The organism is Polynucleobacter rarus (assembly GCF_003072505.1).
In the GTDB taxonomy this organism is placed as follows: Bacteria; Pseudomonadota; Gammaproteobacteria; order Burkholderiales; family Burkholderiaceae; genus Polynucleobacter; species Polynucleobacter rarus.
On the sequence record NZ_NTGB01000001.1, the window covers coordinates 3,030,326 to 3,050,381 of the forward strand.

A 20,056-nucleotide genomic window follows, 5' to 3' on the forward strand; every position below is an offset into this window, starting at 1 on the left:
GATGGTCGACTCCCTGTATCCAAAACCGGTTCGGGGAGGTGGTAAAAGATTATTTTTACTTGTTTTTGTTATTTACCAATTTCTATGGCACTTTGCTATTCCCTTTGTCATTTTAAGGTTATGGCTACGCGGTAAGTTAGAGCCAGGCTATCGGCAACACATTCTTGAGAGATTTGGGTTTTATGCTCCCTTTTCGGATTTTAAATCTGATGTTTGGATACATGCCGTATCCATGGGCGAAACTAGAGCTGCAGTACCTTTAATTGAGGAATTATTAGCCAGCGGTAAAAAGGTATTACTGAGCCACATGACTGCGAGTGGTAGAAGTACTTCTGAGCAGATTTTTGCCAATGCAATTGCTCATGGCAGACTTCGCCAAGTCTACGTCCCCTATGATTTCTTCTGGCCAGTCTTAAGATTTTTACGCCACTTTTCTCCTCCTGAGGGATTACTGATCGAAACAGAGCTATGGCCAGGCTTATTGTTTTATGCAAAAAAATGCAATGTACCGATGTATCTCATCAACGGTCGACTTTCAGAAAAAAGCTTCAGAAAATTCATGGGATGGGGTTCTATTAGTCAAACGATGTGTCAAATGTTAAGTGGTGTCGCAGCACAAACTGAGTTAGATGGAAAGCATTACAGAGCTCTGGGGATAGAAAATATTCAAATTACCGGAAATTTGAAATTTGATGTAAATCTTTCAAATGACCTGATTTCTAATGGCTTAGATTGGAAAGATAATCGTTGGCCTAATCGTCTCGTTATCATGGCGGCTAGCACGAGAGAGGGTGAAGAAAATATTCTGATCAATGCTATTAAAGCTATCCATTTTGAGCCCAAACCTCTTCTGTTGATTGTGCCGAGACATTTAAAACGTCTCCCCGAAATCGAAGAGTACGTCAACGAGCAAAATTTACAAATGATTAAGCGATCCGAGTTGTGTGATTCAGAATCAATTCCCGTGGAGATTGATGTCGTGATTGGTGATAGTTTTGGTGAAATGGCTTCTTACTACGCATCATCCGATATTGTTGTGATGGGTGGAACGCTCTTAGGGACTGGTGGTCAAAACCTGATAGAACCTTGTGCATTAGGTAAGCCCGTCATTTTAGGCCCATCTACCTTTAACTTTAAACAAGTATCTCAGGATGCAATTGCATGCGGAGCGGCGATTTCTATTTGTGAGCAACATGAAAGCATAAGTCAAAACGAAATGACTCTTCGATTGATCAGCGTTTTAGAGCAATTATTAGCTCAACCCGATAAGGTAAAAGCCATGGGGGAACAAGGCATTCTATTTACTTATCATCATCAAGGTGCAACTAGAAAAACAATCAATTTTCTAAAGGCTAATTGAAAAAGTTCTTAATTTCAAACGCGAGTATTTCTGGAACTTCTTCCGGAATATAGTGCCCAGAAGGAACCGTTTTACCTGTTACATTATCAAAAATCACTTGCCAATCTTCTAACGGGTTAAAACATTGATGTACAACCCCTTTTTCTCCCCACAGTACTTTAAAGGGAATCTTTAATTTTTCTCCAGCGTCTCTAAATTCTTGATCATGCACCAAATCTATCGTACTAGCAGCTCGGTAGTCCTCACACATCGCATGCAAGCCAGCTGGTTCTTTCATGAAGTGGACATATTCTTTAAAAGCTTCTGGATCAAAGGTATTGGTTGACCCTGCTTTTGCCCCCATCATTTTAGGGAGTAAAAATTCCACATTATTTCCAATAAGAGTTTCAGGGATGGGATAGGGTTGAATCAAAAAGAACCAGTGCCAATAGCCAGTCGCAAATTTTTGAGTGGTATTGGCATACATGGTGTAGGTAGGTGAGATATCTAATACCATTAACTTATTTACCGCACCAGGATGGTCGGTTACCAAGCGATGAGCAACTCTACCGCCACGATCATGACCTACTAATTGGAATTCAGCAAAGTCTAAGTGATGCATGAGTGCAACCATATCATTCGCCATTTCACGCTTTGAGTAGTTGGCATGATCAGGCAGACCAGCTGGCTTTGAGGAGGAGCCGTAACCTCTTAAATCGGGAGAAATTAAAGTAAAGTGATCCCGCAAGAGCGCAATGAGGCGATTCCAAATGGATTTGGTTTGTGGAAATCCGTGTAAAAGTAATAAAGGTGGCCCTGAACCTTCAATTCGATAAGCAATTTTTATCGAACCGTGCGTGGCTTGATACTCAAAAAAATGATCTGATGCTTTAGAATGGTAGGACATAGCTACTCCGGATATTTTTTATTTTGAATAATTCCTCACTATCATAGAGGAATATTGGACTTGCTAGATTTTAAAACTCTAAAACAGATCAAATAACTCAAAGCCTTTAGGATATAAAAATGCATTTAATTATTGTTGGCGGTGGAATTGGCGGTTTAACGATGGCTCTAGCTGCACATCATGTTGGTATTACTTGTGATGTATATGAGTCAGTCTCCGAAATTAAACCAGTTGGTGTTGGCATTAATATTCTGCCCCATGCCAGTCGTTTTTTATGTGAATCTTTAGGACTTGAAGAAGAGTTAAGTAAATTAGCGGTCCTCACCAAAGAGGCAATTTTCTTTAACCGCTTTGGGCAAAAGATTTATTCTGAGCCTTCTGGACGTTTGGCAGGGTATGACTGGCCACAATTCTCCATTCATCGAGGCGATTTGCAGATGACATTGCTGGCAGATTTTTTAAAGAAAATCGGTAAAGAGCATCTGCATCTTGGTATGGACTGTATCAGAGTAGACGAGTCCACTGGCCAAGCCTATTTTAGAAAAGCTAGATCTGACGATCAAACTGAAATTGTTGTAACAGGTGACGCTGTAATTGCTTGTGATGGGGTGCACTCTGTTATTCGTAAGCAACTACATCCTACAGAAGGCAAACCACTCTATTCAGGCGTCAATATGTGGCGTGGTGTGACACGTGGTAAAGCGTTTTTGTCTGAGGCAAGTATGGTTCGTGCTGGCTGGTTGACCCAAGGAAAAATGGTGATTTATCCGATTCGCAATAATATTGATGGCCAGGGTACTCAGTTGATTAATTGGGTTGCAGAATTGGAAACCCCGAATCATTTAGAGCGAGATTGGAACAAACAAGGTCGGATCGAAGATTTTATTGGGTCCTTTGAAGATTGGCAATTTGACTGGTTAGATGTACCCGCAATGATCAGAGCGGCTGATAGTATTCTTGAGTTTCCGATGATTGATCAAGACCCTTTACCATTTTGGTCCAGAGGCAAAGTCACCTTACTTGGTGACGCTGCTCATCCAATGTACCCGAGAGGCTCCAATGGTGCGGGCCAATCTATCTTAGACGCACAAAGTTTAGCGAAATTTTTAAGTAGTGAGTCGGATGTTGAACGGGCATTGAAGCTTTACGAAGACGTTCGTTTGGAGGCGACTGGCAATGTCGTGAAAATGAATCGTACGAACCCACCAGATGCGATATTACGTGAAGTCTGGGAGCGTACGAACGATCAACCATTTAATCATATCGATGACGTAATTAGCCAAGCAGAATTGGAAGCGATTACCCAGCGGTATAAAAATGTTGCTGGATATGATAAAAAAACCGTTGCAGCATAATTGGAGCGAGTGTGAAAAAGATCAAAACTTCCTTATTTATTTTATTCGTTGGACTATTTTCAACGCAAGTTTTCAGTCAAACTGTCGAACCCATTCAAGGCGGTAGCCCCATTAAATTAATCGTGCCATTTACTCCTGGTACTGGCATCGATACGATTGCGCGAGCAGTTGGGCCTAAACTATCTGAATTACTCGGGCAACCAGTAGTAGTTGATAACCGAGCTGGTGCATCGGGAAATATTGGTACTGAGGCAGTGGTGAGAGCAAAGCCTGACGGAACAACTTTATTAGTGACAGTTAATACCATCGTCATGAACCGCACCTTATATCCTAAAGCTAGCTTTGACCCCTTGAATGACTTAGTACCAATTACCTTGGCAGCTCATGGCGATTTACTTCTCGTTGTACCGGAATCCTCCCCCTATAAAACGGCTGGTGAATTTATTGCTGCAGCCAGAGCCAATCCAGGCAAACTATCATACGCGTCACCTGGTGTAGGTACTCCGCATCATTTAGCGATGGAAATGTTAAAGAATCAAACAAAAACATTTATTTTGCATGTGCCTTATCGTGGAACAGCACCGGCTGTAACGGACTTATTAGGCGCACAAGTGGATGCTATGTTCTTACCAATTCATGTAGGAATGTCTTATATTAAGGCAAATAAGTTAAGAGCCTTAGGTATCGGAGCGAAAAATAGAAACCCCAATGCGCCGAATATTCCGACATTTACAGAGTTAAAAGTTGGCGAAGTAGATGCACAAATGTGGTTTGGATTTATGGCTCCTAAAGGAATTTCCAATGAAGTTAGTACTAAATTAGGTAATGCCATTAGAACAGCTTTAGCTGATCCAGAAGTGCGTAAAACCTTTTTATTGCAAGGATTGGATCCGGTTACTAGTTCTCCTGCCGCCTTTTCGGAATTAATGAAAAAAGATGCGACGATGTGGGCTAAGACAATTAATGAACAGGGAATAAAGGCGGACTAATTGAAAAAAAATATCCAATGGGCTGTGTTGCCACTTCTGATTTTAGTGGCGGCGTGTACTTTAACTCAAGTTCCAAATACCATTCCTCCGGCAAGTGGCACTTGGGATTCTAATAACTTAGTAGGTAATATTTATTTACCAGCTGAGAAGACCATTTATCCTACGACGACTCCTCCTTTGAGGCAAAACTTGTACTCTGGAAAATTAATGGTACCAAGTGGCGCCAGTTTAATAAATCCTGAGAAAAGTATATTGACTGTGCATGTCAACAAGGCTGGATTTCTGAGCTTTCTTGGCCATCAACATATTGTTGCAAGCCGTAATTTAGATGGCTGGGTTGATGAAGCAAAAAATCAGGGGTACTTTAGTTTTGAGATTGCGAAAATGACGATGGATGAGCCTGTTTTACTAAAGGGCAAAATGTTACCTGATGAATTAAATGTGTCTGAAAAAGAAGCAACCAAGCAAAACATGCTGAAAATGTTGGATGCTAAAAATTTTCCTGATGTTCGTGTCTCAATTACTTCCTTCGACCCAAAGAAAAGTATGATTCATGCAAAAATTATTGTCAAAGATCAAATGATTGAACGTGATCTTTTGGTTAAAGTCACTAAGTCAGCAAACAACAAGATTAATACCATTACTGGTGAAACAAGTCTTAAACTACTTGATTTTTCAGTAGAGCCGTTTTCTGCACTGGGAGGATTACTTAGTGTTAACAATGAAATCTCGATTGAGTGGAATTTAAACTTTAAATAAAAAATCCTCAACTTATCAAAATGAGTTGAGGATCTAAACCGTGTTTTTAGAGATTAAACTTTGGCGCCAAAATTAGGATCTTCGTCCCGTAAGTTCTCATTATCTTTTTTCACATCAATCTTCAGCAAATCATCCCGTTTAACTCCTAACCACATTACGATAGCTGCTGCAACGAATACTGAAGAGTAAATACCGAACAAGATACCGATGGTTAAGGCAACCGCAAAATAGTGCAAGGATGCTCCACCAAAGATTAACATAGCTAAAACCATCATTTGTGTACTGCCGTGAGTAATAATGGTTCTGCTGATAGTACCTGTAATGGCGCTATCAATAATCTGAGGCGTTTCTAATTTTCTGAAGCGTCTAAAGTTCTCTCTGATTCTATCGAAAATAACCACTGATTCATTAACAGAGTAGCCAAGTACTGCAAGCGTAGCGGCTAAAACAGAGAGTGAAAACTCCCACTGAAAGAATGCAAAGAATCCCAAAATAATAATGACGTCATGCAAGTTCGCAACGATGCCTGAAATAGCGAATTTCCATTCAAAGCGAACTGACAAGTACACCACAATACCTAAAATTACAAAGATAAGCGCTTTAATACCACCATACAATAACTCTTCGCCGACTTGAGGACCAACGAATTCAACTCGTTGTAACTTGACTGAATCATCCAGTTTAGTTAGTTCGGTCATGAGTGATTGACTTTGGTCGGAAGAGCTCATCATCGAGCCATCACTATTTTTGATTAAAGGAAGTCGAATCATGACGTCTTTGGAGCTACCAAAATTTTGTACATTGACATCGCTGTATCCTAAGTTCCCGATTGATGACCGAATCTTTTCAAGATCAGCTGCTTGGGAGTACTTCACTTCTAGAACAGTTCCACCAGTAAACTCAATCGATAGGTTAAGACCCTTTGACCACAAAAAGAAAATAGCAGCGAGGAAAGTAATAAAGGAAATTGCATTCAAAAATAGCGCGTAGCGCATGAAAGGAATGTCTTTACGGATGCGAAAAAATTCCATTTTGTTTAACCTATTGAGATTGATTGGAGTTTTCTCTTACGACCGTACCAAAGATTCACAAGGCCTCTAGAGAAAAATACTGCTGAAAACATTGACGTCAAAATACCTAAGCAATGCACAATTGCAAAGCCCTTAATCGGACCAGAGCCAAAAGCTAAAAGTGCTATACCTGCGATGAGTGTTGTTACATTGGAGTCAAAAATAGTTGCCCAGGCTTTTTCAAAGCCGGTTGCAATGGCTAATTGTGGGGCAGTACCATTTCTAAGCTCTTCCCTGATCCGTTCGTTAATGAGTACGTTGGAGTCAATCGCCATACCTAGTGCCAATGCCATCGCTGCAATACCGGGTAGACTTAATGTCGCTTGCAACATCGAAAGAACCGCAATCAAAAGTAATAAATTGACGGCTAGAGCAACGACTGAGAACATACCAAAAATAACGTAGTACACCAACATGAAGATGGCGATTGCCGCAAATCCATAAATTAAAGAGGAAAAGCCTTTCTCAATATTTTCAGCACCAAGACTTGGTCCAATTGTTCTTTCCTCGATAATTTCCATAGGCGCAGCTAAAGAGCCAGCGCGCAGTAATAAGGCTAAGTCATTGGCGCTTTGTGCAGAGGGTTGGCCCGTAATTTGGAATTTAGATCCAAACTCACCTTGAATTGTCGCTATGGTAAGTACTTCACCTCGACCTTTTTCAAATAAAATCATGCCCATTGGCTTTTGTAAGTTTTCGCGGGTCATTTCTAGCATCGCTCGACCACCAGCTGCATCTAAGGTCAAATTAACAGAAGGTCTTTGATTTTGATCAAAGCCAGCACTGGCATCAATAATACGTTCACCGGTAATCACCACATTTTTCTTAAAGACACCTTGACGGTCGCCAAATGGAAATGCATCTAAACCCAGGGGTGCTGGCTCATTTAATCCAATATAGGGTTGAACTGGATCTGCCAAACGTGCTTCTAAGGTTGCCGTTCTACCAATAATATCTTTAGCACGAGCGGTATCTTGCACGCCGGGTAATTGCACAACAATCCGATCATTACCTTGTTTTTGAATAACAGGTTCTTTTACTGCTAATTCGTTCACACGCTTGTTCAGGGTCAAGATGTTTTGTTTGAGAGCGTTGTCTTGAATAGCGTTACTCGCTTCAGCTTTTAAATTACCGACAACTTTGAAACTATCAACACTTTTTTCAATTTTTAAACTTAATTCATTGAGCGGTTCTTTAAGTGCCTCAATTGCTCGGTTCGCGTCTGCTTCATTACTAAAATTCATCGAAATAGTTTCACCAGATTTTTCGATACCTTGATAACGAATCGATTTTTCACGCAAACGACTTCTAGCATCATTCATTAGGGCGGTAATTTTTTTCTCTACTGCTCCTTTCATGTCTACTTTCAATAAAAAGTAAACACCACCTCTTAAGTCTAGACCTAAGGGCATGGATAAAGCGTTAATACTGATGAGCCAATTAGGAGTATTAGATAGCAAATTGAGCGCTACGATGTAATCTGGATTAGCTATATCTTTATTGAGTTCGTGCTCAATTAAATCTTTTGCTTTGAGTTGAGTATCGGTATCTTTAAAGCGAATTTTTAGGTTACTTGCTGATCCAACTGTTTCAAGAAAACTTCCATTACTAACGATATTTGCGGAAGTTAACTTCGACTCTACTAGGTGCTGAACGTTTAAATCCACTTTAGAACCTACTCTAGCACCCGCTATTTGAATTGCGGGGGCTTCACCAAATAGATTAGGTAGGGAGTAAATCACCCCAATGAATAGAGCAACAACAATAATTACATATTTCCAAAGTGGATAACGGTTCATAGTCAGTAAATTAAAGAGATTTCAGAGTGTCTTTTGGTAAAACAGCTGCGATAGCATTTTTTTGCATTTTTACTTGCAAGTTAGGTGCTAATTCAACCGTAACGTAGGGTTCATTCATTTCAACAATTTTTCCCATCAAGCCGCTTGTGGTTGTAACTTCATCACCTTTACCAACTGCTTCCAACATGGCTTTCAATTCTTTTTGACGTTTCATTTGGGGACGAATCATGATGAAGTACATGACTGCGAACATACCCACCATCATAACGATAGATGAAATACCACTATCTGCACCACCGCCGCCAAATTGGGCATAAGCATTATTAATCCACATACTGTTTCCTTATAAAAATTAAATAAATGATTTCAAAACTAATTGTTTCGATTTTAACGGAAGAGAGATGTCATTCTCTACTTCCTAGGTAATTTCCATTGTGCCGATTGACCTATTGTGATGGAATTCTTTAATAAATTCAGAAAAGCTGTTTTTTTCAAGCGATTCTCTGATTTCGGACATTAAGTTCAGATAGTAGTGAATGTTATGAATCGAGTTCAATTGCGCGCCTAAAATCTCTCCGACTTTTTGCAAATGGTGTAAATAAGCCCGACTAAAATTCTTGCAGGCATAGCAACTACAAGTAGGGTCTAAAGGGCGATTATCGGTTTTATAAGTCGCATTTCGAATTTTTAGATCCCCAAAACGGGTAAATAACCACCCATTTCTGGCATTACGCGTCGGCATCACACAATCAAACATATCAATACCTTTTGAAACTCCAAATACCAAGTCTTCAGGAGTACCAACGCCCATTAAATATCTTGGTTTATTTTTAGGTAACTTAGGGCCAATATGGCTTAAAACACGCTCAAAGTCAGGTTTTGGTTCGCCAACTGAAAGTCCACCAATTGCAATACCGTCGAAGCCTTGCTCAGCAACACTTTCTAATGAAACATCCCGTAAGTGTTCATACATGCCACCTTGCACAATGCCAAATAAAGCATTACCTGTTTCTAACTCTCTAAATCGACGCAGACTTCTGGCCCCCCACCTGAGTGACATTTCTAATGATTCTCTAACGGTGCTTTCTGCAGTGGGTACACCACCCGTTTCAAAGGGGGTACATTCATCAAACTGCATAGCAATGTCACTATTTAATGCAGCCTGAATGTCCATAGACACTTCAGGTGACATAAATAACTTATCGCCATTTACAGGTGAGGCGAAAGTAACGCCCTCCTCACTGATTTTACGCAGCGCCCCCAAACTAAATACTTGAAATCCACCAGAGTCAGTCAAAATGGGTTGATCCCAGCCCATAAAGTTGTGAAGACCTCCAAATTGTTTAATGATTTCAATCCCTGGGCGCAGCCAAAGGTGAAAAGTATTACCTAAAATGATTTGCGCTTTAGCCTCTTTCAAATCCCTAGGGGTAAGAGCTTTGACGGTTCCATAGGTCCCAACTGGCATGAACATAGGGGTTTGGAGTGTTCCGTGAGGCACTTTAAAACTAGCTCTTCTAGCGAAGGACTGAGGGTCTTCATGTGACACTTCAAACTGCAAGTTAGGTATAGAGTTATTAGTCATACTGACAATCAATTAAATTTTTTGAGAAACATGGCATCGCCATAACTAAAGAATCGATACTTATTTTCTATGGCATGTTGATAAGCTTTTCTGATTGTATCTGTTCCGGCGAAAGCACTGACTAACATGAGTAAAGTAGATTTTGGTAAGTGAAAATTAGTGATCAAGGCATCTACAATACTGAATGTATAACCTGGGGTGATAAATAAATTTGTATCTCCACTATCGCCCATCTTTACAGCGGATTCAACTGCTCTTAATGAAGTGGTGCCAATACAAATGACCCTCCTACCTTGAGCTTTTGCTAACTGAATAGCTGCTCTAGTTTCTGGTGGTATCGAATAACGCTCAAAATGCATTTGATGCTCTGTGATGTTTTCTGCACGAACTGGAGTAAAGGTACCAGCACCGACATGCAAAGTAACGAACGCTAATTCAACTCCCTTATTTTTTAATTGCTCAATCAATACGTCATCAAAGTGTAAGCCTGCTGTAGGAGCTGCTACAGCACCAGGGTTTTTTGCTACCACCGTTTGATAACGTTGAATATCATCTTCAGTAGCCAGATGAGAAATATAAGGCGGTAAGGGTAGTTCACCAACTTGATTGAGAATGTCTAAACAGTTTTCAGGGAATTCTAATAAATAAAAGGGTGAGATTTCTGATGACTGATTATTTGCTGAGGTAATATGTTTTCTTTCGATTACTTTGATCGGAATAGGATGATTCTCACCCCCAATGTAAATAATTGAATTAGGTTGTGCTGGTTTTGATGCGCGAATTTGAGAAAGAAGCGTTGTTTCACTCAAAATACGTTCAACTAGCAATTCCACTTTACCGCCAGAGTCTTTATGGCCAAAAACTCTAGCTGGAATGACTTTTGTATCATTGAAGATAATTAAATCACCTTTATTCAGTAATCCAACAATATCGGAGAAAATAAGGTCATCCATCTGCAAAACGGAGGAACTACTTATATTGACATCTAATAAGCGACTAGATGTCCTGGAATCAAGAGGAAACTGGGCAATCAGTTCCTCAGGTAGTTCGTAGTCAAATTCGGATAGTTGCATGATAGAAAGTAAATAAAGGACATTTTAGTGGAATAGCATGGCGAAAGAAGAAAATAAGTCCCCATTATCCAAATTAGGCTTAAACACGCCTGCCGATTTGGCATTGCATTTGCCGATTCGATATGAAGATGAAACGGAATTATTGGATATCAACACCGCGATTTTTAAACAAAGTCAATTCTCAGTTCAAACTCAAGGTCAAGTAATTGACTCGCAAATTACCTTTCGTCCTCGACGCCAATTAATTATCAAAATAGCGGATAAAGAACAAGAATTAATTTTACGGTTTATTAACTTTTATCCAAGCCAACAAAAACAAATGGCCGTAGGAGTTTTCCTGAGAGTGCGTGGAGAAATTCGAAACGGGTTTAATGGCCCCGAGATGATCCACCCAACCGTGAAGGCCTGCCAGCCTGATACGCCTCTGCCGAATCAATTAACTCCTGTTTATTCGACGGTGGCTGGGGTTAGTCAAACTATCATTCGAAAAGCGATTGATAAAGGATTATTAGATAGCAGGGCGAATGCGTTCTTAAGAGAAATAATCCCCTCAACCTGTTTTCTAAAACCTCAATATGCATTTTTAAAAAATCTCCCCAGCTTAGAATCAGCGATACGAACTCTGCATCAACCACTAGCCACAGAGGATAAAGAGTCACTACTAGACAGAACGCATCTCGCTTGGCGCCGCGTGCAATTTGAAGAATTACTTTCTCAACAAATTTCTTTGCAAAGAGCGCATTTCGAGAGAAGAAAACGATTAGCTCCTGTTTTAAACAACCCCCAAAATGGCTATGTTCAAAAACTATTAGATAAACTCCCCTTTGAATTAACGGATGCACAAAAAAGGGTGTGGCAAGAAATCGCCAACGATTTACATCAAGACTTTCCGATGAATCGTCTACTGCAAGGGGACGTAGGCAGTGGTAAAACGGCTGTCGCAGCTTTATCTGCGGCATGCGCACTGGATAATGGGTATCAAGTTGCTTTAATGGCCCCAACCGAAATCTTAGCGGAGCAACACTTTTTAAAATTATTGCCTTGGTTCGAGGGAATGGATATATCTGTTGGTTGGTTAACAGGTAGTCTCAAGGTAAAAGAAAAGCGCGAAGTTCAACAACAAATCATGGATGGGTCACTGCAACTAGTGATAGGGACTCACGCATTGATCCAAGAGGGCGTTCATTTTGCAAAACTAGGCTTAGCCATTATTGATGAGCAGCATCGATTTGGGGTATTGCAACGCTTGCAACTCTATTCGAAAAATGGTGATCAATCTATCTATGCCCATCAGTTAATGATGACAGCGACCCCTATTCCGAGAACTTTAGCGATGACTTACTATGCGGATTTAGAAGTATCTGTGATTGATGAATTGCCACCAGGTAGAAGCCCTATCATTACTAGGCTTATTAAAAATACTAGACGACTTGAAGTAGTAGAGGGGATTCAACGTGAGTTGATCAAAGGGCGACAAGCGTATTGGGTTTGTCCGATTATCGAAGAGTCAGAAGCTTTGCAATTAAAAACGGCGTTAGAGACCTATGAACAACTTACCGCTGAATTACCGCAATATCAAGTAGGTCTTATTCATGGCAAACTTCCTGCAGCAGAAAAGTCCCGTATTATGCAGGCATTCAAAAATTGTGAAATTCAAATGTTGGTGAGTACAACCGTGATTGAAGTCGGTGTCGATGTCCCGAATGCTACCTTAATGGTTATAGAACATGCAGAACGTTTTGGATATGCTCAAATTCATCAATTGAGAGGGCGAGTTGGGCGAGGCTCAGAGCAATCAGTATGTCTTTTAATGTACGCAGAACCACTCTCAATGACGGCTAAAGAACGCCTACAAAATTTAAGGGAAAGCAATGATGGCTTTGTGATTGCAGAACGTGATTTAGAATTGAGGGGGCCTGGTGAACTATTGGGGGCAAAACAATCAGGTGACACGATGCTGCGTTTTGTAGATTTAAATCGAGATGCTTGGTTGGTTGAAATAGCCAGAGATTTTGCTCATGATTTGTTACAAAATCATCCTGTAATTGCACAAGAACATGTTCGTAGGTGGTTGGGTTCAAGAGCAGATTTTCTGAAATCATAAAAATTCTCTAAGACAATAAAGATGGCGAAAATAGTTGAAAAATTAGTTCAGTATGGGTACCTGATGCGTTTGCATAAACCAATTGGTACCTTGCTATTGTTGTGGCCAACTTTATGGGCACTATTTTTAGCAAGTGATGGTCACCCACCGATTTTGCACATCTTCATCTTCTCGCTTGGTACCCTTTTAATGCGTAGTGCTGGTTGTGCAGTCAATGATTATGCTGATCGAGATTTTGATAAATTCGTGAAGCGAACCGAACATCGTCCTCTCACTTCAGGAAAAATTAGTGGCAAGGAAACATTATTTGTGGCTTCTTTTTTAGCCATCATTTCCTTCTTATTAGTTTTACAGTTAAATACATTAACCATTCAACTCTCTTTTGCCGCACTTGCTATTGCCATTATTTACCCTTTTACAAAGCGGTTTTTTGCAATGCCTCAGGCAGTCCTAGGAATTGCTTTTGGGTTTGGTATTCCCATGACTTACGCTGCGGAATTAAATAGTGTTCCTTGGCAAGCATGGTTGATGCTATTAGGAAATATTGCTTGGGCAATCGCCTACGATACTGCTTATGCGATGGTGGATCGTGACGATGATCTTAAACTCGGGATTAAGACTTCAGCCATCACTTTCGGCTCTTATGAAGTACTTGCGATTATGCTGAACTATGGACTATTTTTCTCCATCATGGGCTTCTTAGGTTGGAGTTATCAATTGAATATTTGGTTTTGGCTAGGCTTGGGTGGAGCAATTTTATGTGCTGTCTATCATTACACTTTAGTGCGAACCCGCGATCGCATGAAATGCTTTGCGGCGTTTAATCATAATAATTGGTTAGGCGCAGTACTTTTTGCTGGCGTTGCCGTTTCGTTGGCAACGCGCTAATCACTTCATTGAATTCGTAAACTCTTGGCCCATTTCACTACTACGTTCGTTCGCTGCATTGACGGCTTGTTTTAAGGTTGAACCCCAATTTGCTTGACGTAAAACTTCTAGAGCCGCAAAAGTCGTGCCACCTTTAGACGTTACCTTTTCACGTAGCACACCTGGCGCATCCTGGGATTGTTGGGCTAGCATCCCAGCACCAATAATCGTTTGGTTGGCGAGTTGAAGTGCATTCTCAGGACTTAGACCTAACTCAATCCCAGCTTGTAACAAGTTTTCAATCATAAAAAATACATAAGCTGGACCACTGCCAGAGATGGCAGTGACGGCATCTAATTGTTTTTCAGAGGGAACCCAGACAGATTTACCAATGGCACCACAAACCCATTCAACTAATTGTTGATCCTGCTTTTTAACGCCTTTACCGGCAAAGAGCCCGGTGATTCCTTGGTTAATTAAAGCTGGAGTATTGGGCATAGAACGTATGACTCTATCATGACCTAATTTTTTACAAATATCTTGAGTGAGAACACCTGCCACAATACTTAAGACTAAAACTGGATCCTGTTGAATATTTTGACGTTGTTTGAGGACTTGCTGGAGTTGATCTAACGCGTCCATTAAGTGGGTAGGCTTCACTGCTAGGACGATTAAGTCAGCCGCGCCTAAAAAATTCTCTGCTTCACTGATACTGCCGGCTAAACGCACACCATAACTTTTTTCAAGGCGATCTCTAGCCGTCGCCATTGGGTCTACCGCAAGAATTTGGTCGGCGGTAATATTGTTTTTTAATAACCCACCAATAATGGCTGAAGCCATATTTCCACCGCCAATAAAAGCGATTCGGGTGTTTTCAGGCTTTACTAATGTAATCATTGTTTTCTTATAAAGGTTATTGAAGAAGTTCTATTTACTATTAATCACGCTTACCAAAGATGGCTGTTCCAATGCGTACCATCGTACTACCTGACTCAATCGCAAGTTCTAAATCGTCGGACATGCCCATCGATAAAGTATCAAAATGTTTGTAATTACCTAGTTCGGATTGTATCGTTTCAAACAAAGTATGTAACTCTTTTAGAGAGGTCGACCCAACTCCAGGCTCAGGAATTGCCATGAGTCCGCGTAATTGCAAGTTGGGTAAGCCTAAAATTTCTTGACAGAGTTGAAGGGTCTCACTGGGTTGAACGCCACTTTTGGTCGATTCCCCACTAATGTTGACCTGCACTAACACTTGTAAAGGTGGGAGATGAGTAGGGCGTTGAGCAGACAAACGCTGGGCAATTTTGAGGCGATCAATACTTTGTACCCAGTCTACTTGTTCGGCAATCACTTTTGTTTTATTACTTTGCAATGGCCCAATGAAGTGCCAAATGATTTCTGCACGGAGGGAATTTAAAAGATTTATTTTTTCGATACATTCTTGAACATAGTTTTCGCCAAAATGTCTTTGACCAGCATTCAATGCCACTTCGACACTCTGCGCCGGATGGGTTTTGGATACAGCGATGAGTAGCACACTAGCAATTGATCGAGACGCTTGCTCACAAGCTTGTGCAATACGATTCTGACATTCCTCGAGTTGATCAGCAATACTCATATGTATGGATCTTAAACCAACAAATCATCAAGAATTTCTATCCAATGTTTTACTGGCATCGCATCATTTTGTAAATGTGTAATACAACCTACATTACCTGAAATAATGGTGCTTGCCTGATGCTCTTGACTAGCACTTAGAAGATTTTCTAGCTTTTGTTCTCTTAACTGAGTAGACAGTTTCTCTTGCAATATCGAGTAAGTTCCAGCAGACCCACAGCATAAATGGCTATCCTGGCATAAATTGACCTTGACGCCTACTGCTGTGAGGACCAGTTCAACTTTTCCGCGGATTTGCTGACCATGTTGGAGAGTACACGGCGGATGGTAAATAACACTAGTAGCTTCTTGAAGGTTGATACGCTCTTTTAAATCGACAATTTTTTGTTCTAGTACTTCGCTAATATCAAGACACGCCTCACTAATTACTTTTGCTTTTTCAGCATATTCTGGGTGGTCTTTAAAATAATATCCATAGTCCTTAATCGCTACCCCACATCCTGAGGCATTAATTAACAATGTTTTAACTTGACCACTCTGAATAAGGGGGTACCAAGCATCAATATTATTTTGCATTTGGGCATAGCTTTTTTCGTGATCATTCAGATGAAAACGTAACGCCCCGCAGCAGCTTACTGATGGCGGGGCAATGAGTCGAATCCCTAATTTTGCTAAAACGCGCTCGGTTGCTTGATTGATATTGGGGAGCATTCCTGGTTGCACGCAACCCTCAAGAAACAACATCTCCTCTTTAACCTGGATCTGTTGATCCATCTTACGATCTGGGTAAACAGGACTATCGGGAATTTTCTTTTGTAGAACTTTAGGTAGGACAGGCTTAAAAAAACGTCCAATTTTCATTGCTGGATTGAATAGATTTGGCCTTGTTAAACCTTCTTTTAATAACCACCGCACAGCTTGTTCTTTAATGGGTCGCGGCGCAGCTTGCTCCTCTGCCCATTTGCGACCAATGTCTAGTAAATGACCATATTGAACGCCACTAGGACAAGTACTTTCACAATTGCGACAGGTAAGGCAACGATCCAAATGCTCACGGGTCTTTACGGTAGCAGTCCTACCTTCAGCCATTTGTTTAATTAAATAAATTCTGCCTCGAGGACCATCGAGCTCATCACCAAGTATTTGATATGTTGGGCAGGTAGCTGTACAAAAACCACAGTGCACACAATTAGCCAGCAGTCTTTGGGCTTCTTTACCCTCAGGGGTATTTTGCAGCGCGGGAGATAAATCAGTTTGCATAATTTAAGGCATTCTATTTGTTTTAAAAACTCCATTGGGATCAAAAGCATTTCTGATACGTTCTTGTACTATAGCAAGTGGCGCTGTCAAAGGTCGATCACGTAGGGAGGTGAAGACAGAACTAACTTGAGATTTATTACCTCGAAATAAGCTTGCATGACCGCCATTTTCTTGCGCTAGAGTATTCGCTTGCGCTTGTTCTAATGGACCTTTAAACCATCGTTGACCACCGAGCCATTCAATGCAAGTTTCGCCATGTAATGGCAAGGGCGCAGATAATGGATTAACTGCGAAACGCCAAAGTGTATCCTCGGCCTTACACTGGAAATAGGGGTGAGTCTGCTCTTTGATGGATTGCCAAAATTGGGAGGCTTGTTCATCTTCAATGACTTGACCTGGGTATTGCGCTAGCATTTTTTCAGTTGCAGATTCGACAGCAGCATTTGCGCCGCCCAATCTTAGCATCAATCTTCCTATGCTTTCACCTATCCAACAACTTGCAGAAAGTGGTAAGGGAAGACCTGCCCAACGGTTCATTTGTTCAATCGCCTGCTCTTGATTGTACTCAAAGCATAGTGTTCGCGTCTTGGCGGGCAGCGGCAATACTTTAATAGAAACTTCTAAGAGCAGGCCGAGTGTGCCCATGGAGCCCGGAAGTAAGCGTGAAACATCGTAACCCGCCACGTTTTTCATGACTTGACCACCAAAAGTGACGATATCACCACGACCATCCATGACTTTGACGCCAAGAATAAAATCCCTTAATGCCCCAGACTGTCCTCGACCAGGACCTGATAAGCCAGCACAAACCACACCGCCGATCGTTGCATTAGAGCCAAAAAGAGGCGGCTCGAAAGGAAACATCTGCGCAGCTTCTGCGAGTGCCTGCTCAATTTCTACCATGGGTGTACCAGCTTTGGCAGTGATTACTAACTCAGCTGGTTGATAGTCAACGATGCCACTATAACCAGAGGTATATAAATACTCACCTTGGGCTGGATCACCATACCAAGACTTCGTATTGCCACCAATAATTTGTAATTTTTTCCCTGAAGAAGCTGCCTCTTGAATCTGCGACCTAAACTGTTGTAAAGCTGGATCGAGGTTGATATGTTCCGCCATCTTAAAATCTTTCTAGTTCAGGATGGGGAAGGATACCATTACTGATTCTCATAGCACCGTAGTCCGCGCAGCGATTGAGGGTAGGAATGGCCTTATCTGGATTGAGAAGTCTTTGTGGATCAAAGGACTCCTTAATCCCCCAAAACATGGCCCGTTCTTTCTCACCAAACTGAATACACATGGAGTTAATTTTTTCAATACCAACGCCGTGTTCGCCAGTTATTGTGCCACCAAGTTCAACGCAAGTTTCTAAAATCTCTGCCCCAAATTCTTCAGCTCTGAGCCATTCTTTGTGATCTGCGCCATTAAACATAATTAATGGATGCATATTGCCATCACCAGCATGAAAGACATTCATACAACCTAGTTGATACTTCGACTCCATCGTTTTAATGCGCTTTAACAGTTCAGCGATTTTTCTTCTAGGAATAGTTCCGTCCATGCAATAGTAATCTGCAGAAACTCGGCCTGCAGCAGGGAAAGCATTCTTTCTACCACTCCAAAAGCGCAGACGTTCTGATTCCGATGCGGAAACTTGAAGGCGTGTCGCACCACTTTTTTGTAAAACGGCACTCATTTTTTCAATTTCTTCTGCTACTTCTTCGGGTGTGCCATCTGACTCACAAAGAAGGATCGTAGCAGCGTTTAAATCGTAACCAGCGTGTACAAAAGCTTCCACCGCAAGAGTTGCTGGTTGATCCATCATTTCTAGACCGGCCGGAATGATACCCGCTGCAATAATATCTGCAACCGCGTTACCACCTTTTTCAATATCGTCAAAACTGGCCATAATTACTTTGGCTAATGCAGGCTTGGGAACTAGCTTTACGGTGACCTCTGTCACAACTGCCAACATCCCCTCGCTACCAATAAAGACTGAAAATAAATCAAGACCAGGACAGTCAGGGGCTAATCCACCAAATTCAACTACTTCCCCAGTAATTAAGATCGCTCGGATACGCAATACATTATGAATGGTTAAACCATATTTGAGGCAGTGTACGCCTCCAGAATTTTCGCTTACGTTACCACCAATCGTACAAGCGATTTGGGAAGAGGGGTCAGGTGCATAGTACAAACCATGTTTTGCTACCGCTTCAGAAATTGCTAAATTGCGCACTCCGGGTTGAACGGTGGCAGTTCTTGCTAAGGGGTTTATATCTAGAATCTTTTTAAATTTTGCCAATGACAGCACTAAGCCATTAGAAATCGGCATTGCGCCACCGGACAAGCCAGTACCAGCGCCTCTAGGAACAACTGGAATTCGGAGTTGATGACAAATTTTTAGGATTTGAATTACTTGATCCTCGGTTTGAGGTAAAGCTACAGCCATTGGCCTTTGACGGTAGGCAGCAAGACCATCACACTCATAGGGAATCGTATCTTCTGGCTCCCAAAGAAGCGCATCTTCGGCGAGTAATGGTCGAAGTTGAGTAAGGAGTTCTTCCTGTCTAAATTCTAGATTTGGTGTACTGATGGTGTTCATAGTTTCTCTTCTATAGATAGAATAATTTCAGCATATAATCATATTGTATGGGAAATCGACTAACTCAAATTGCGACGCGCACTGGTGATACAGGTGAAACTGGTCTAGGTGATGGTTCTAGGGTCTTTAAAGATCATTTGCGAGTTTGCGCCATGGGTGATGTGGATGAGCTGAATTCCCACATTGGACTCTTACTGACTGAGGTTTTTCCTCCATCCGTAGAAGCAGAATTAAAAGTAATTTTTCACCAAATCCAGCATGATCTATTTGATTTGGGCGGTGAGTTGTGCATCCCTAACTTTGAGTTGTTAAAAGAAGAGCATGTGCTGCGGCTGGATGGTTATTTAGAACATTACAACGCTCAACTGCCTAAATTAGCTGAATTTATTCTTCCTGGTGGGACTAGGATCGCCGCTCAAGCCCATATTTGCCGTACCATCTGCAGAAGAGCAGAGAGATCCATCGTGGCGCTTGGTAACCTTGAGGTGATTAATGATGCACCACGGCAATATACCAACCGCTTATCCGATTTGTTATTTGTCTTAGCAAGATTTTTAAATCTCAGCTCTGGCGGTAGCGATGTATTGTGGAATCACACAAAAGCGCTTAGATAATAAGAAACTTAGTAACTAACTAAGTATAAATAACTAAGTAAATAAATCAGTGAGTAACTAAAAAAATGGTCGACCAAATCGATCGACCATTGATTATTTTGAGTTAC

General features: G+C 41.2%; 18 protein-coding genes. 7 read left to right on the forward strand and 11 right to left on the reverse strand.

Annotated features, from left to right (window positions below):
• The first annotated feature begins 1 nt into the window (after nt 1).
• Nucleotides 2-1,360, forward strand: coding sequence for a 3-deoxy-D-manno-octulosonic acid transferase (locus tag AOC35_RS14860; RefSeq protein WP_159077623.1), 1,359 nt, complete (start codon nt 2-4; stop codon nt 1,358-1,360).
• Here AOC35_RS14860 and AOC35_RS14865 read toward each other — a convergent pair.
• Nucleotides 1,353-2,246, reverse strand: coding sequence for an alpha/beta fold hydrolase (locus tag AOC35_RS14865; protein ID WP_108648462.1), 894 nt, complete (start codon nt 2,244-2,246; stop codon nt 1,353-1,355). The two genes, AOC35_RS14860 and AOC35_RS14865, sit on opposite strands and share 8 nt — an antisense overlap.
• A 119-nt stretch (nt 2,247-2,365) precedes the next feature.
• Here AOC35_RS14865 and AOC35_RS14870 point away from each other — a divergent pair, with 119 nt between their 5' ends.
• From AOC35_RS14870 to AOC35_RS14880, 3 genes are read left to right on the forward strand one after another with little or no spacing between them, the layout of a single operon-like run.
• Nucleotides 2,366-3,601, forward strand: a complete 1,236-nt coding sequence (locus AOC35_RS14870) for a flavin-dependent oxidoreductase (protein WP_108648464.1) — start codon at nt 2,366-2,368, stop codon at nt 3,599-3,601.
• Between the two features lie 11 nt (nt 3,602-3,612).
• Nucleotides 3,613-4,590: a Bug family tripartite tricarboxylate transporter substrate binding protein gene (locus AOC35_RS14875; RefSeq protein ID WP_245898533.1), complete on the forward strand. Its 978-nt coding sequence runs from the start codon at nt 3,613-3,615 to the stop codon at nt 4,588-4,590.
• Nucleotides 4,591-5,349, forward strand: a complete 759-nt coding sequence (locus AOC35_RS14880) for a YceI family protein (protein ID WP_108648467.1) — start codon at nt 4,591-4,593, stop codon at nt 5,347-5,349.
• A 53-nt stretch (nt 5,350-5,402) separates the two neighbouring features.
• On the opposite strand, the gene secF is transcribed toward AOC35_RS14880, so the two are convergent.
• The 5 genes from secF to queA all read right to left on the reverse strand — a co-directional run bounded on the left by secF (nt 5,403) and on the right by queA (nt 10,876).
• Nucleotides 5,403-6,380, reverse strand: a complete 978-nt coding sequence (gene secF, locus AOC35_RS14885; protein ID WP_108648469.1) for a protein translocase subunit SecF — start codon at nt 6,378-6,380, stop codon at nt 5,403-5,405.
• Nucleotides 6,381-6,385: 5 nt separating this feature from the next.
• Entirely contained in the window at nt 6,386-8,218 is a 1,833-nt protein-coding gene (gene secD, locus AOC35_RS14890; protein ID WP_108648471.1) for a protein translocase subunit SecD, read from the reverse strand.
• A gap of 10 nt (nt 8,219-8,228) precedes the next feature.
• Entirely contained in the window at nt 8,229-8,552 is a 324-nt protein-coding gene (gene yajC, locus AOC35_RS14895) for a preprotein translocase subunit YajC (RefSeq protein WP_108648473.1), read from the reverse strand.
• Nucleotides 8,553-8,636: 84 nt separating this feature from the next.
• Nucleotides 8,637-9,803: a tRNA guanosine(34) transglycosylase Tgt gene (tgt, locus tag AOC35_RS14900; RefSeq protein ID WP_108648873.1), complete on the reverse strand. Its 1,167-nt coding sequence runs from the start codon at nt 9,801-9,803 to the stop codon at nt 8,637-8,639.
• 8 nt (nt 9,804-9,811) lie between these two features.
• Nucleotides 9,812-10,876, reverse strand: a complete 1,065-nt coding sequence (queA, locus tag AOC35_RS14905) for a tRNA preQ1(34) S-adenosylmethionine ribosyltransferase-isomerase QueA (RefSeq protein ID WP_108648475.1) — start codon at nt 10,874-10,876, stop codon at nt 9,812-9,814.
• Between the two features lie 37 nt (nt 10,877-10,913).
• Here queA and recG point away from each other — a divergent pair, with 37 nt between their 5' ends.
• Entirely contained in the window at nt 10,914-12,980 is a 2,067-nt protein-coding gene (gene recG / locus AOC35_RS14910; RefSeq protein ID WP_108648476.1) for an ATP-dependent DNA helicase RecG, read from the forward strand.
• A gap of 21 nt (nt 12,981-13,001) precedes the next feature.
• Entirely contained in the window at nt 13,002-13,868 is an 867-nt protein-coding gene (gene ubiA, locus AOC35_RS14915) for a 4-hydroxybenzoate octaprenyltransferase (protein WP_108648478.1), read from the forward strand.
• Here the strand turns inward: ubiA and proC are convergent, their stop codons facing one another.
• The 5 genes from proC to AOC35_RS14940 are packed head-to-tail and all read right to left on the reverse strand — an operon-like array spanning nt 13,869 to nt 19,335.
• Nucleotides 13,869-14,744, reverse strand: a complete 876-nt coding sequence (proC, locus tag AOC35_RS14920; RefSeq protein ID WP_108648480.1) for a pyrroline-5-carboxylate reductase — start codon at nt 14,742-14,744, stop codon at nt 13,869-13,871.
• Between the two features lie 40 nt (nt 14,745-14,784).
• Nucleotides 14,785-15,468, reverse strand: coding sequence for a YggS family pyridoxal phosphate-dependent enzyme (locus AOC35_RS14925; RefSeq protein WP_108648481.1), 684 nt, complete (start codon nt 15,466-15,468; stop codon nt 14,785-14,787).
• 11 nt (nt 15,469-15,479) lie between these two features.
• Nucleotides 15,480-16,727: a glycolate oxidase subunit GlcF gene (gene glcF, locus AOC35_RS14930; RefSeq protein ID WP_108648483.1), complete on the reverse strand. Its 1,248-nt coding sequence runs from the start codon at nt 16,725-16,727 to the stop codon at nt 15,480-15,482.
• A gap of 3 nt (nt 16,728-16,730) precedes the next feature.
• Nucleotides 16,731-17,849 carry a glycolate oxidase subunit GlcE gene (gene glcE, locus AOC35_RS14935; RefSeq protein WP_108648485.1) on the reverse strand — a complete coding sequence of 373 codons (1,119 nt, stop codon included), beginning with the start codon at nt 17,847-17,849 and terminating at the stop codon, nt 16,731-16,733.
• A 1-nt stretch (nt 17,850) separates the two neighbouring features.
• The gene (locus AOC35_RS14940) at nt 17,851-19,335 is read right to left on the reverse strand and encodes an FAD-linked oxidase C-terminal domain-containing protein (protein WP_108648487.1); all 1,485 of its coding nucleotides are present in this window, start codon (nt 19,333-19,335) and stop codon (nt 17,851-17,853) included.
• Between the two features lie 47 nt (nt 19,336-19,382).
• Between AOC35_RS14940 and AOC35_RS14945 the strand changes: the two genes are divergently transcribed.
• A complete protein-coding gene (locus AOC35_RS14945; protein ID WP_108648489.1) occupies nt 19,383-19,949 on the forward strand; it encodes a cob(I)yrinic acid a,c-diamide adenosyltransferase in 567 nt (188 codons plus the stop codon).
• The last annotated feature ends 107 nt before the right edge of the window (nt 19,950-20,056 follow it).